Source organism: Azotobacter beijerinckii (genome assembly GCF_900110885.1).
GTDB classification, from domain to species: domain Bacteria; phylum Pseudomonadota; class Gammaproteobacteria; order Pseudomonadales; family Pseudomonadaceae; genus Azotobacter; species Azotobacter beijerinckii.
In genome coordinates this window covers 1-14616 of the sequence record NZ_FOFJ01000014.1, presented here as the reverse complement: position 1 = coordinate 14616, position 14616 = coordinate 1, and the positions used below count along the sequence as shown (strand labels likewise).

At 66.9% G+C, this 14616-nt stretch carries 8 protein-coding genes and 1 pseudogene; 5 read left to right on the top strand and 4 right to left on the bottom strand.

The window, feature by feature from the left end; all coding sequences use genetic code 11:
• Entirely contained in the window at window positions 1-3135 is a 3135-nt protein-coding gene (locus BMY22_RS09345) for an efflux RND transporter permease subunit (RefSeq protein ID WP_090621440.1), read from the top strand.
• A gap of 34 nt (window positions 3136-3169) precedes the next feature.
• On the opposite strand, the gene BMY22_RS09340 is transcribed toward BMY22_RS09345, so the two are convergent.
• On the bottom strand, window positions 3170-4315 hold the full coding sequence (locus tag BMY22_RS09340) for an RNA-guided endonuclease InsQ/TnpB family protein (protein WP_090621439.1): 1146 nt from the start codon (window positions 4313-4315) through the stop codon (window positions 3170-3172).
• A gap of 129 nt (window positions 4316-4444) precedes the next feature.
• On the opposite strand from BMY22_RS09340, the gene BMY22_RS09335 reads away from it, so the two are divergent.
• Window positions 4445-5965, top strand: a complete 1521-nt coding sequence (locus tag BMY22_RS09335) for an efflux transporter outer membrane subunit (RefSeq protein ID WP_090621437.1) — start codon at window positions 4445-4447, stop codon at window positions 5963-5965.
• 54 nt (window positions 5966-6019) lie between these two features.
• Here BMY22_RS09335 and BMY22_RS09330 read toward each other — a convergent pair whose 3' ends face one another.
• The 3 genes from BMY22_RS09330 to lpxO form a co-directional block, all read right to left on the bottom strand.
• Window positions 6020-7462, bottom strand: a complete 1443-nt coding sequence (locus BMY22_RS09330) for a short-chain fatty acid transporter (protein ID WP_090621436.1) — start codon at window positions 7460-7462, stop codon at window positions 6020-6022.
• Window positions 7463-7604: 142 nt separating this feature from the next.
• Window positions 7605-8528 (bottom strand): 3-hydroxyacyl-CoA dehydrogenase family protein, encoded by a 924-nt coding sequence (locus tag BMY22_RS09325; RefSeq protein WP_090621435.1) that lies wholly within the window; start codon window positions 8526-8528, stop codon window positions 7605-7607.
• A gap of 199 nt (window positions 8529-8727) precedes the next feature.
• Window positions 8728-9627 (bottom strand): lipid A hydroxylase LpxO, encoded by a 900-nt coding sequence (gene lpxO, locus BMY22_RS09320; RefSeq protein WP_090621433.1) that lies wholly within the window; start codon window positions 9625-9627, stop codon window positions 8728-8730.
• Window positions 9628-9873: 246 nt separating this feature from the next.
• On the opposite strand from lpxO, the pseudogene BMY22_RS09315 reads away from it, so the two are divergent.
• The 3 genes and pseudogenes from BMY22_RS09315 to BMY22_RS09305 all read left to right on the top strand — a co-directional run.
• Window positions 9874-10644 (top strand): annotated as a pseudogene (locus BMY22_RS09315) (EAL domain-containing protein); the annotation flags it as partial.
• A gap of 200 nt (window positions 10645-10844) precedes the next feature.
• Window positions 10845-13220, top strand: coding sequence for an EcoAI/FtnUII family type I restriction enzme subunit R (gene hsdR, locus BMY22_RS09310; protein WP_090621432.1), 2376 nt, complete (start codon window positions 10845-10847; stop codon window positions 13218-13220).
• A gap of 97 nt (window positions 13221-13317) precedes the next feature.
• Complete coding sequence (locus tag BMY22_RS09305; RefSeq protein ID WP_090621431.1) at window positions 13318-14331, top strand: IS110 family RNA-guided transposase; 1014 nt, start codon at window positions 13318-13320, stop codon at window positions 14329-14331.
• The last annotated feature ends 285 nt before the right edge of the window (window positions 14332-14616 follow it).

The window sequence follows — 14616 nt, the reverse complement described above, 5'->3', positions numbered from 1 at the left end:
ATGTCGCGCTTTTTCATCGACCGGCCGATCTTCGCCTGGGTGATCGCCCTGGTGCTCATGCTCGGCGGCGGCCTGGCCATCCTCAAGCTGCCGATCACCCAGTACCCCAACATCGCCCCGCCGGCGATCCAGATCAGCGTCACCTACCCCGGCGCCTCGGCGCAGACGGTGCAGGACACCGTGGTGCAGGTGATCGAGCAGCAGCTCAACGGCCTCGACGGGCTGCGCTACATTTCCTCGGTCAGCAACGCCGACGGCAGCCTGCAGATCACCGTGACCTTCGAGCAGGGCATCAACCCCGACATCGCCCAGGTCCAGGTGCAGAACAAGCTGCAGCTGGCCACCCCGATGCTGCCCCAGGAAGTGCAGCGCCAGGGTATCCGGGTGGTGAAGTACCAGGTCAACTTCATGCTGATCCTCGGCCTGGTGTCCACCGACGGGCGGATGTCCGGCTTCGACATGGGCAACTACATCACCTCCAACCTCCAGGACCCGATCTCGCGGACCAAGGGGGTCGGCGACTTCCAGGTGTTCGGCTCGCAGTATGCGATGCGCATCTGGCTCGATCCGGAGAAGCTCAACAGCTACCAGCTCACCCCGCAGGACGTGGTCGACGCCGTCTCCGCGCAGAACGTGCAGGTCTCCTCCGGCCAGCTCGGCGGCCTGCCGGCCAGCAAGGGCGTGCAGCTCAACGCCACGGTGATCGGCAAGACTCGGATGCGCACCGCCGACGAGTTCAAGGAGATCCTCCTCAAGGTCAACCGCGACGGCTCGCAGATCCGCCTCAAGCACGTCGCCGAGGTCGGCCTGAGCGCCGAGAACTTCTCCATCGCCTCCAAATACAACGGCATGCCGGCCGCCGGCATGGCCCTGCGCCTGGCCCCCGGCGCCAACCTGCTGGACAGCGTGAAGGCGGTGCGCGAGACGGTGGACAACCTCAAGCCCTACCTGCCCGAAGGCGTCGAGGTGGTCTACCCCTACGAGACCGCGCCGATGGTCTCCGCCTCCATCGAAGCGGTGGTGCACACCCTGTTCGAGGCCATCGTGCTGGTCTTTCTGGTGATGTACCTGTTCCTGCAGAACTTCCGCGCCACCCTGATCCCCACCCTGGCGGTGCCGGTGGTGCTGCTGGCCACCTTCGGCGTGCTGTTCGCCTGCGGCTTCACCATCAACGTGATGACCATGTTCGCCATGGTGCTGGCCATCGGCCTGCTGGTCGACGACGCCATCGTGGTGGTGGAGAACGTCGAGCGGATCATGGTCGAGGAAGGCCTGTCGCCGAAGGAGGCGACCCGCAAGTCGATGGGGCAGATCTCCGGCGCGCTGGTCGGCATCGCCCTGGTGATCTCCGCGGTGTTCCTGCCGATGGCCTTCTTCGGCGGCTCCGCCGGGGTCATCTACCGGCAGTTCGCGATCACCATCATCTCGGCGATGTCCTTCTCGGTGCTGATCGCCCTGATCTTCACCCCGGCGCTCTGCGCCACCCTGCTCGCGCCGGTCGCCCAGGGCGAGCATCACGAGAAGCGCGGCTTCTTCGGCTGGTTCAACCGCACCTTCGAGCGCAGCGCCGACGGCTACCAGCGCGGCGTGGGCGGGATCATCAAGCGGCGCTGGCGCTTCATGCTGATCTACCTACTGCTGATCGGCGGCGTCGCCTTCATGTTCCAGAAGCTGCCCGGCTCCTTCCTGCCCAACGAGGACCAGGGCACGCTGTTCGTGCAGGTGCAGCTGCCGCCCAACTCCAGCGCCGAGCGTACCGAAGCGGTGCTGGCCGAGGCGCGCGACTACCTGCTCAACGAGGAAGGCGCCACCGTGGCCTCGGCGTTCACCGTCAACGGCTTCAACTTCGCCGGCCGCGGGCAGAGCTCGGGCCTGTTGTTCGTCAGCCTGAAACCCTTCAGCGAGCGCCCCGGCCTGGACATCTTCTCCCTGGCCCAGCGGGCGGCGGTGCGCTTCGCCAGGATCAAGGATGCCATGGTGATCCCGGTGGTGCCGCCGGCGGTGCGCGAGATGGGCAACGCCACCGGCTTCGACATCTTCCTGCAAGACTACGCCGGCCTCGGCCACGAGGCGCTGATGGCGGCGCGCAACCAGTTCCTGCGGCTGGCCGCGCAGGAGCCGATGCTGACCATGGTGCGCCCCAACGGCAAGGACGACGAGGCGCAGTACCAGGTGACCATCGACGACGAGAAGGCTCGTGCGCTGCAGGTCTCCATCGAGGAGATCAACAACACCATGTCGGTGGCCTGGGGTTCGTCCTACGTCAACGACTTCATCGACCGCGGCCGGGTCAAGCGGGTCTACGTCCAGGGTAAGCAGGACGCGCGCCTGGCCCCGGAAGACTTCGACAAGTGGTACGTGCGCAACGCCCAGGACGAGATGGTGCCCTTCTCGGCCTTCGCCAGCGGCCAGTGGGTCTACGGCTCGCCCAAGCTGGAGCGCTACAACGGCATCGGCTCGGTGGAGATCCTCGGTCAGCCGGCCGCCGGCTACAGCACCGGCGACGCCATGGCGGTGGTGAACCGCATCGCCGCCCAGCTGCCGCCGGGCATCGGCATCGCCTACACCGGGCTGTCCTACGAGGAACGCGCCGCCGGCTCGCAAGCCCCGGCGCTCTACGCGCTGTCGCTGCTGATCGTGTTCCTCTGCCTGGCGGCACTGTACGAAAGCTGGTCGGTGCCCTTCTCGGTGATGCTGGTGGTACCGCTCGGGGTGCTCGGCGCGGTGGCCGCCACGATCCTGCGCGGGCTGTCCAACGACGTGTTCTTCCAGGTCGGCATGCTCACCACCATGGGTCTTGCGGCGAAGAACGCGATCCTCATCGTCGAGTTCGCCAAGGACCTCCACGAACACCAGGGCCGCACCCTGCTGCAGGCCGCCAGCGAGGCCGCGCGCCTGCGCCTGCGGCCGATCATCATGACCTCGATCGCCTTCGCCCTCGGCGTGCTGCCGCTGGCCATCGCCATCGGCCCCGGCAGCGGCAGCCAGCACTCGATCGGCACCGGCGTGCTCGGCGGGACCCTGGCGGCGACCTTCCTAGCTATATTCTTCGTGCCGCTGTTCTACGTCACGGTGGCCAGGGTGTTCGAAAGGAAAGAGAAGACGGCCGAAGAAACGCAAGGAGTGACTGCTTGACTGCTCCCCTCCCTGAAGGAAGGGAATTCCCAATTCAACGAGAACAGGACAACGGTACTTGACCGATGCCACTTACATTCTCTCCAAGGGCTAACACCGCCAGCCCGGCGGCTTTGATGTTGACCGCGGCGTTCACGTCGCGGTCATGCGCGGTTCCGCACTCCGGGCAGGTCCAGGAGCGGATCTGCATGGGCAGGGAAGCGACTGTGTTCCCGCAACGCGAGCAGCGCTTGGAACTGGGATACCAGCGGTCGATCCCGACCACCTGCCTCCCGGCCCAGCCACCCTTGTATTCCAGCTGGCGGACGAACTCGCCCCAGCCGGCATCGGCGATGGCTTTGCTCAGTCTCGGGTTGCGGATCAGGTTCTTCACGGCGAGGGACTCGATGCAGACCACTTGGTTCTCGTTGATCAGTCTGCGGGACAGCTTGTGCAAGCGGTCCGTCCGGCAATCGGCGATCTTGGCGTGAATACGGGTCACCTTCAGCCGAGCCTTGGCGCGGTTCTTCGAGCCGAGCGTCTTCCTGCTCAGTCGACGTTGCGCTTTGGCAAGGCGGGCGGCGTATCTGGCCGTATGGCGGGGATTGCCGACTCGTTCGCCCTCGGAGGTGACGAACAGGTCTTTCAAGCCCAGGTCGATGCCGATCGTCTTCGGCGTGACGGGCAGGGCCTCTGGCTCGAACTCGCACAGGCAGGAGACGAAGTACCGGCCTGCGCAGTCCTTGGAGATGGTAACGGTAGAAGGCTCACAGGGAAGTGGCCGACTCCAGCGGATAGCCAGAGGCTCGTCGCACTTGGCGAGGAACAGCGTTCCGTCACGGTAACGGAAGGCCGAACGGGTGAACTCGGCGGACTGCCGGTGCTTCTTGCTCTTGAAGGCCGGGTACTTGGCCCGTCCCTCGAAGAAGCTCTTGAACGCCGCCTGCTGGTGGCGGAGGCACTGCTGGAGCGGGACGCTCGACACCTCGTTGAGAAAGGCTGTTTCCGGCAGCGTCTTGATCGCCGTCAGCCGGGCGCTGGCCTGCGTGTAACCGACCGCCTGCTGTTCCTTGAAGAACGCATCGGTACGCCAGCGCAACACCGAGTTGTAGACGAAACGCATGCACCCGAACGTCCTGGCAAGCAGTTCTGCTTGTTCGGGAGTTGGGTAGAAGCGGTATTGGTAGGCGCGTTTCGTCATGTCTCTGAATAAACAAATCAATGTAAAGATAGCAACCACCTGAGAAGGAGGCAGCGAGAACAGGGGCGCTCTGCGAGCGCCGCGCTATCCCTCCCCGCCCTAAAGGACGGAGTTTCTCGCGCAAATCGGATGAAGCACGGATACCTGAGCCTGGCGGTGGCCTGCGCCCTGGCGCTGCCGGGGTGCACCCTGATCCCCGACTACTTGCGCCCGGAAGCGCCGGTCGACGCCGCCTGGCCGCAGGGCGCGGCCTATGCGCCGGAGCAGCCGGCCGCCGGACCGGCCGCGGACCTGGGCTGGGAGGCGTTCTTCCGCGACCCGGCGCTCAGGCGGATGGTCGAGCTGGCCGTGGACAACAACCGCAACCTGCGCCAGGCGGTGCTCAACGTGGAAGCCTACCGGGCGCTGTACCGCGTGCAGCGCGCCGAGCTGTTCCCGGAGATCGGCGTGGAAGGCACCCAGAGCCGCCAGCGCTGGCCGGCCGACTATCGCAGCGGCGGCGGCGGCGGTTCCGGGGGCAGCGGCAGCGGCAGCGGCGGCGGCCAGTCGGGCACCAGCACGACCACCACCAAGGCCGAGGCCTTCATCCAGACCCACCACTCGGTGACGCTCGGCACCAGCGCCTGGGAGGCGGACTTCTTCGGACGCATCCGCAGCCTCACCCGCCAGACCGAGGAGGACTACCTGGCCACCGAGGAAGACCGGCGCAACGTGCACATTGCCCTGGTCGGCGACGTGGCCACCGCCTATTTCGCCTGGCGCACCGACCAGGCCCAGCTCAAGCTGACCGAGTCGACCCTGGCCAGCTACCAGGAGAGCCTGAAACTGATCGAGGCCAGCGAGGAAGTCGGCATCTCCTCGCAGCTCGACGTGCGCCAGGCGAAGACCCTGGTCGACCAGGCCCGCGCGCAGAAGGCGCTCTACACCCGGCAGATCGCCGAGGACGCCAACGCCCTGCAGCTGCTGATCGGCGGCCCGATCCCCGCCGACCTGCCGGCGGGCCTCGAGGTCAAGGACGCCATGCTCGCCGACTTCCCCGCCGGGCTGCCTTCGGACCTGCTGCTGCGCCGGCCGGACATCCGCGCCGCCGAACACCGCCTGCTGGCCGCCAACGCCAGCATCGGCGCGGCGCGCGCGGCGTTCTTCCCGAGCGTCAGCCTGACCGCCCGGGCGGGTACCGCCAGCCGCGACCTGTCCGGCCTGTTCGACGCCGGCTCGGGGACCTGGAGCTTCGTGCCGACGATCACCGTCCCGATCTTCACCTTCGGGCGGCTCAGGTCGAACCTGGAATACGCCAAGCTGCAGAAGGACATCAACATCGCCGGCTACGAGTACAGCATCCAGACCGCCTTCCGCGAGGTCGCCGACGGCCTGGCCGCGCGCGGCACCTACGACGACCAGCTCAAGGCCCAGGGCGACCTGGTCGACAACAACCAGGCCTACTACGAGCTGGCCCGCCAGCGCTACGACGAGGGCGTCGACAACTACCTGACGGTGCTCGACGCCCAGCGCGAACTCTTCGCCGCCCAGCAGCAGCTGCTCACCGACCGCCTGCAGCAGCTGAACAGCGAAGTCGGCCTGTACAAGTCGCTCGGCGGCGGCTGGGAACGCAACAGCGTGACGACGACGGCCTCCGCCAGTACCCCCTGAGCCCAGCGGGCCACCCCGGGTGGCCCGCTTTTGGCTGCGCCGGGGCCGCCCCCGTCAGGGCATGACCGGCATCCGGTACTCCAGCGTGGTCCCCAGCGCCCAGAGCAGCACCAGCACCAGCGGTGTGTGCGCCAGCAACTGGACGAAGGAAAAACCGATCACGTCGCGCGCCTTCAGCCCCAGCACGCCGAGCAGCGGCAGCATGTAGAAGGGGTTGATCAGGTTGGGCAGCGCCTCGGCTGCGTTGTAGATCTGCACCGCCCAGCCCAGGTGGTAGTGCAGCTCGTTGGCGACCTGCATCACGTAGGGCGCCTCGATGATCCACTTGCCGCCCCCCGACGGGATGAAGAAGCCGAGCACGGCCGAATACACCCCCATCAGCAGGGCGTAGGTATCGTGCGAGGCGATCTGCACGAAGAGCGTGGAGATGTGGTGCGCGAGGGTCTGGCCGTCGCCACCGGCGACCTTGGTCATGATCGCGGCGACGGAGCCGTACAGCGGAAACTGGATCATCACCCCGGCGGTGGTCGGGACCGCCCGCGCCACGGCGTCGAGGAAACTGCGCGGCCGCCAGTGGAGCAGCGCGCCGAGCATCAGGAACAGCAGGTTGTAGGTATTGAGTCCGGAAATCGCCTCGATGGCCGGCTTGCTGGCGAACTCCTGGGCCAGCCAGCCGGCGGCGAGCAGCACCAGCAGGACGATCAGCAGCGGGCTGTATTCCAGCCATTCGCCGGGCCGCGTGCGCGGCGCCAGCGGCGGCGGCGCGAAGCCCGGGTCGACCCCGCAGTCCTGGGCGACGCGGGCGCTGGCGGCGCCCGGCGCGGTGGCGTAGGCGATCAGCAGCGACACCCCGATCAGCGCTACCAGCATCACCCCTGACTGCCAGAGGAAGATCGTCTCGGTGAAGGGAATCACCCCGGTGATCGACAGGATCGACGGCGGCAGGCTGCCCGGATTCGCCTGCAGCTGCGCCGCCGAGGAGGACAGGCCGAGCGCCCACACCGCGCCCAGCCCCAGATAGGCGGAGGCACCGGCGGCGCGGTAGTCCATCCGCAGCTCCTCGCGCCGTGCCAGCGCGCGCACCAGCAGCCCGCCGAACACCAGGCTCAGGCCCCAGTTCAGCAAGGAGGCCAGCATCGACACCAGGGCCACCCAGCAGACCGCCGTGCGGCCGTTGCTCGGCACAGCCGCGAGCCGGTCGATCAGCCGGGCCGCCGGCGGCGAGCTGGCGACCACGTAGCCGCAGATGACCACGAAGGCCATCTGCATGGTGAACGGAATCAGGCTCCAGAAACCGTCGCCGAAGGCCTTGGCGGTCGCGGCCGGGCGTGCGCCCATGGCCAGCGTCGCCAGCGCGACGACGACCACCGCCAGCACGGCGAAAACCCAGGAATCGGGGAACCAGCGCTCGGCCCAGTTCGAGCAGCGGATGGCGAAACGGGCATAGCGACTGTCTTCTTCTTCGGCATAGCGACTGTCTGTGGCATAGGTAGTCATCGCGGTCTTCCTTGTTGGTTTTATGCTCTTCCAACGGCCCTCACGGGCTGTTTTCTCCCTCGACGCCCTGCAGGGCTTCCCATCTTCGGCGCCGCTTCGCCAGTCCCGGCAGCGCGGCCGGCCAGACGGCGCGCGGCGCGACTCAAGGCTTCAGGGCATGGCGCAGCTGATGGGCGCGGCGCTGGAGAATCCGCTCGCGGCGGACATCGTCCCAGCGATAGAACCCCTCGCCGCTGCGCAGGCCGGTGCGACCCCCGCCGACCGTCTCCTCGAGCATAGCCAGGACGCTTTCGTCCTTGGCCAGGGTCGGCATCAGATGGCGGGAGATATCCAGGAAGGTATCCAGGCCGCCCATGTCGGCCGCCTCCAGCGGACCGACCATGGCGTAGCGGCGGCCGAGCGAGGCGCGCATCACCCGGTCGACGGTTTCGGCGCTGGCGGCGCCGCTCTGCACGATGTGCAGCGCCTCGCGGAGGATGGCGAACTGCAGGCGGTTGCCGACGAACCCGGGGATCGCCTTGTCGAGCACCACGGCCTCCAGTTCCATCCCCGCCAGCAGCGCGCGGACGCTCTCGAGATGCTCGGCGCGGGTGGCGCTGCCCGGAACGATCTCCACCAGCGGGATCAGGTGCGGCGGGTTCCAGAAATGCGCGATCAGCAGCCGCTCGGGATGGTGCATACCCTCGGCCAGCGCGTCCGGCGGCAGGCCGCTGGTGTTGCTGGCGATGATCGCCTCGGCATCGACGAGCCGCTCCAACTCGGCATACAGCGCCCGCTTGAGATCGAGCCGCTCGGGAATCGCCTCGATCAGCAGCCGCGCGCCGGCGACCTCCTCGAGCCGTGCGGTGGTGGCGAGCCGCGCCAGGGTCGCCTCGGTCAGCGACCGGTCGAAACGTCCGGCGTCGGCCAGCTCGGTCAGGATGCCCCGGGCCACGACCGGCACCTCGGCGAGCCGCTGCGCCGAGGGGTCGCGCAGCAAAACGGCGTGACCATGGCGGGCGAAATGGGTGGCGATGCCGATGCCCATCAGGCCGGCACCGAGGATGACGAAGGGGGATGCTGTCATGGAGGGGTTTCCGTTCTTGTTGTCGTCGTCCCTGGCCCGACAGGCGCCGGTCGCGCCCGAGCGACAGGGTTACGGTCCTGCATAACGGATTTCCCCCTCGGGGGCAACCGGCTCCGGCGCCCTGCGGGAACGGTTTCGCGGCCTCCGAGACGCCACCGGGCCACGCCAGGCAGCCCGCTCGCCGGCTCGCCCGGCGACCTCAGTCGAGCAGGAGCAGTCCGAACAGACCGCCCAGCGTGCTCCATTTCAGCGTGTAGTAGAGGTTGCGGCTGCGCTTTTTCAGCGCCTTGCCCTGCAGGCGCAGCCGGTAGAGGTACTTGAAGGCCCGATTCACCCCGCCGGTCCTGTCGCCGGCATCGTTGGGCGAGCTGGCGGCCCCCATCACGGTGCGGCTGAACCAGCGGTTGAGGGCGGTCGCCCAGCCGTACTTGAGCGGACGCTCCATGTCGCAGAAGAGGATCAGCCGATCCCGGTCGGTGGTGTTCTCGGCGTGGTGGATGTAGGTCTCGTCGAACACCACCGCCTCGCCGTCCTTCCAGGCATAGGGCTCGCCGTCGACGCTGATGAAGCAGCCCGGATCGTTGGGGGTGGACAGGCCCAGGTGGTAGCGCAGCGAACCGGCGTAGGGATCGCGGTGGCGCACCAGCCGCGCCCCCGGCGGCAGCACGGCGAACATCGCCGCCTTGACCGAACCGATCTCCGCCAGCAGCGCGGTGGTCTGCGGACACAGCTTGCTCGCCGAAGGATGGTCGTCGCCGTACCACTTCAGGTAGAAGCGCTTCCAGCCGCTCTTGAAGAAGGAGTTGAAGCCGGCGTCGTTGTAGACGTCGGAACGCTTGATCGCCCCGGCCTCGAACAGCGCCTGCGCCTCGCCGCGGATCGTCTCCCAGTGGTCCTGGAGGGGCTTCATCTCGGGGAAGTCGTCGGGGGGCAGGTAGGGCCGGTTGGGCACGCGGGAGGTCAGGTACAGGAGGGTGTTCAGCGGCGCCAGGAAGCTCGAATGGTCGGTCAGCTGGCGGGCGAGCGTGTGGCGGACCCGGCCACGCCGATGCACGTAGCCGACGGAAAAAACCAGAACGGCAAGGATGAGGAATTTCACGGTCGATACGAAGGTGTGTGGACAAAAGGAAAGCCATGCTATGTCGGAGCCGCTCGAGACACCATCAACGAACGGGAAACCAGGGCGCCGCCCGCCCCCTCCGAAACGGCGGAAAGCCCCGTACCGTGCGGGCGCCAGCATTATTCGACGATTTGGTACGCCCGTCATAAAAATGTCATGGGCCTGCCGTGAAATGCTAGGGCACACCCCCCGGCCTTCGGCCCTCTCTCCCCAGGCAGCCCTACCATGACCGTCACCGAGCAGCTGAGCGCCCTGGACCTGATCCTCGCCCGCGGCAGCCTGAACACCCTGTTCCAGCCGATCCTCAGCCTCTCCGAGCGGCGCATCCACGGCTACGAGGCGCTGACCCGCGGTCCCTCCAACGGCCCCCTGCACGCACCCCTGCCGCTGTTCGGCGCCGCCCGCCTCGCCGGCCGGCTCAGCGAGCTGGAAGCCCTGTGCCGGAAAACCGCCTGCCAGCGCTTTCGCGAACGCGGCCTCGCCGGCCGGCTGTTTCTCAACGTCTCGCCGGAAGTCCTCCTCGAACCCGAACACCGCAGCGGGCGTACCCTGCAGCTGCTGCGGCAACTGGGCATCGCCCCGCAGCAGGTGGTGATCGAGCTGACCGAACACAGCCCCATCGAGGATTTCGCCCTGCTCGACGCCGCCCTGCGCCACTACCGCGCGATGGGCTTCTCCATCGCCCTCGACGACCTCGGCGCCGGCTACGCCAGCCTGCGCCTGTGGTCCGAACTGCGCCCCGACTACGTGAAGATCGACCGCCACTTCATCGACGGCATCGACCGCGACCCGCTCAAGCGCGAATTCGTCGACTCCCTCCTGCGCATGGCCAGAGCCTCCAACGCCCGGATCGTCGCCGAGGGCATCGAACGCCCCGAAGAACTGGCCACCCTCGCCGAGATGGGCGTCGACCTGCTGCAGGGCTACCTCTTCGCCCGCCCCGCAGAACACCCCGACACCGACCTCCGCCAGTACCTGCCGGCAGCGGAGCGGCCGAGGATGGCGATGGCGTTCCGCTGAGAAGGCCGACCCGGCAGCCCATCCCCTGCCTGATCGTGCCCACGCTCCGGCGTGGACAGCCTGCCCCCAATCGATGCCGAACCCTGTACATTCGCCCCATCCGGGCACGCTCAGCAGTGCAGGGACTCAGCTGTGCCGGAATGGCCCGTCCATGCCGGCTCGAAAAGGATCAGGCAATGGACAAAAAGTCGCTCTCCGAACGGGACATCTGCAGCAAATTCATCATGCCGGCCATCCAGCAGGCCGGCTGGGACCTGCACAAGCAGATCCGCGAGGAAGTCAGCTTCACCAAGGGCCGCATCGTCGTGCGCGGCAAGCTGCACAGCCGGGGCGAGGCCAGGCGCGCCGACTACATCCTCTACCACCAGCCCAACCTGCCCCTCGCCGTCGTCGAGGCCAAGGACAACCGGCACTCGGTCGGCGCCGGCATGCAGCAGGCGCTGGGCTACGCCGACGCGCTGGACGTGCCCTTCGTGTTCTCCAGCAACGGCGACGGCTTCCTGTTCCACGACCGCAGCGGCACCGGCGCGCAGACGGAAACCGAGCTGAGCCTGGCGCAGTTTCCCAGCCCCGCCGAACTCTGGCAGCGCTACTGCCAGTGGAAGGGCCTGGACGACGAGATCCGCCAGAAGGTCGAGGCGCCCTACTACGACGACGGCTCAGGGCGCCTGCCGCGCTACTACCAGATCAACGCCATCAACCGCACCGTCGAGGCGGTGGCCCGTGGGCAGGAGCGCATCCTGCTGGTGATGGCCACCGGCACCGGCAAGACCTACACCGCCTTCCAGATCATCTGGCGGCTGTGGAAGTCGCGGCAGAAGAAACGCATCCTCTTCCTCGCCGACCGCAACATCCTGGTCGACCAGACCCGCAACAACGACTTCAAGCCGTTCGGCCCGGCGATGACCAAGATCGCCAGGCGGCAGATCGACACCTCCTACGAGATCTACCTGTCGCTGTACCAGGCCGTCACCGGCAGCGAGGCAGAGAAGAACGTCTACAGGCAGTTCTCCCCGGACTTCTTCGACCTGGTGGTGATCGACGAATGCCACCGCGGCAGCGCCGCCGAGGACTCGGCCTGGCGGGAGATCCTCGCCTACTTCGCCAACGCCACCCACATCGGCCTGACCGCTACGCCCAAGGAAACCAAGGAGGTTTCCAGCATCCAGTACTTCGGCGAGCCGGTGTACAGCTACAGCCTCAAGCAGGGCATCGAGGACGGCTTCCTCGCCCCCTACAAGGTGGTGCGCATCGACTTCGACAAGGATCTGCTCGGCTGGCGGCCGCCCAAGGGCATGCGCGACAAGCACGGCGTACCGATCGAGGACCGCATCTACAACCTTGAGGACATGGACCGCCAGCTGGTCATCGAGGCGCGCACCCGGAAGGTCGCCGAAAAGGTCACCGAGTTCCTCAAGGCCACCGACCCCTTCCAGAAGACCATCGTCTTCTGCGACGACATCGACCACGCCGAGCGCATGCGCCAGGCGCTGGTCAACCTCAACCCCGAGCGGGTGGCGGAAAACCGCAAGTACGTCATGCGCATCACCGGCGACGACCAGGAAGGCAAGGCCGAGCTGGACAACTTCATCAACCCCGAGGAGCGCTACCCGGTCATCGCCACCACCAGCAAGCTGATGACCACCGGCGTCGACGCCCAGACCTGCAAGCTGATCGTCCTCGACCAGCACATCCGCTCGATGACCGAGTTCAAGCAGATCATCGGCCGCGGCACGCGCATCAACGAGGACTACGGCAAGTACTGGTTCACCATCATGGACTTCAAGAAGGCCACCGAGCTGTTCGCCGACCCGGCCTTCGACGGCGAGCCGGTGCAGGTCTACACGCCGCAGGGTGAGGACTCGCCCGTACCGCCCGACGACCAGGAGGAGAGCGACGGCACCGTCGCCGGAGACCACGGCCAGGCCGATGACAGCGACACCGGCCTGCCGGACATGAGCGAGGACGACGGCAAGAAGCGCATCAAATATGTGGTCGACAGCATCCCGGTCTATGTCGTCGCCGAGCGCGTGCAGTACTACGGCCCGGACGGCAAGCTGATCACCGAATCCCTGCGCGACTACACCCGCGCCTGCGTGCAGAAGCAGTTCGCCTCGCTGGACGACTTCCTGCGCCGCTGGAGCGACGCCGAGCAGAAGAGGGCGATCATCGACGAACTGGCCGCCCAGGGCATTCTCTGGGAAGCCCTCGCCGAAGAGGTGGAAAAAAAGCAGGGCACGCAGCTCGACCCCTTCGACCTGATCTGCCACGTCGCCTTCGACCAGCCGGCCCTGAGCCGCCGCGAGCGTGCCGAGCAGGTGAAAAAGCGCAACTACTTCGCCAAGTACTCCGGCGCCGCCCGCCAGGTGCTGGAGGCGCTGCTCGACAAGTACGCCGATACCGGCATCGAGCATATCGAGGACATCAAGATCCTCCAGCTCGACCCGTTCAGCCGGATCGGCGCGCCCATCGAACTGGTCAAGGCCTTCGGCGGCAAGACCGGCTACACCAAGGCCGTGCAGGAACTGGAAGAACAGCTCTACGCCGGTTGATTGCGTAGGGCAATGAAATGGACTCCCCCCTCCTACGGCGTCAACGCGCCAGACTGAAGTTGCTGGAAACAGCAGTCATCAGAAGGAGGGAGTCCCCATGAAACTCAAGCGGATAGGCGTCGATTTGGCAAAGCAGGTGTTCCAGCTTCATGGCGTCGACAGCCACGAACAGGCGGTCTGCCGCAAGCAGCTCAAACGCTCGCAAATGCTGGACTTCTTTCGTCGACTCGAGCCCTGCACGGTGGCGATGGAGGCCTGTGGCAGTGCCCATTACTGGGCGCGGGAACTGCGGACCCTCGGGCACGAGGCGCGTCTGATCGCACCGCAGTTCGTCAAGCCCTACGTCAAGAGCGGCAAGAACGACGCCAATGACGCCGAGGCGATCTGCGAGGCAGCCAGTCGACCGAGCATGCGCTACGTCGAGGTGAAGAGCGCCGAGCAGCAGGCCGGCCAGGCGCTGCACCGGATCAGGAGCCGCCTGATCCGGGCGCGGACGGCGCTGGTCAACGAGATTCGCGGACTGCTGGGCGAGTTTGGCCTGGTCGAAAGCCGGCACGGCATTGCGGCTACCCGCCGACTGGCGCAGACGGCCCTGGATGCGCAGAACGGCCTGCCTGGGCAGATGCGCGAGCTGCTGGCGGAGTTGCGTGGCGAGTTGGACGAGCATGACGCGCGGCTGTCCCGTCTCGACGACATGATCCGGCGCCAGGCCCGCGAGGACGAGCGCGTGGGGCGCCTGATGCAGGTCGAGGGTATCGGTCCGATCACGGCCACCGCCCTGGTGTCGGCCGTGGGCGATGCCCGACAGTTCCGCAGCGCCCGGCAGTTCGCTGCCTGGCTGGGGTTGGTTCCTCGCCAACACTCCAGCGGCGGCAAGGAGCGCCTGGGCTCGATCAACAAACGAGGCGATACCTATTTGCGGACCCTGTTGATTCACGGCGCCCGAGCGGTGTTCAGGCACTGCCAGGACAAGGCGGATCGACGCAGCCAGTGGCTTCGGCAGCTGGTGTGCCGGCGCAACCCGAACATCGCCACGGTGGCCCTGGCGAACAAGAACGCCCGGATCGTCTGGGCGATCCTCAGCCGGGGCGAGGGTTATCGGCCTAGCTGAGGCCCCCGGGCTGTAAAGCCTGGGAGACGTTGAGCGGTAGATCCACCACGATTGCACAGTGACATGCAGCGATGACGAACCGGGCGAACCGGCATGTGTGAAACCTGCTTGTACCCCAGACCCTCTGCTCACCAAGGCCGCTAGGGCGATCAGGCGCACATGAGCGGATATTCATCATGGCTCGGGGCAAACAGAGCCCCCTCGAAAGCCGGATATACGGAAGCAGTCGTACCAAGGTCGTCGACACAGCGTTTCACTGGCAAACCGGGGGGAGTCCATATACGG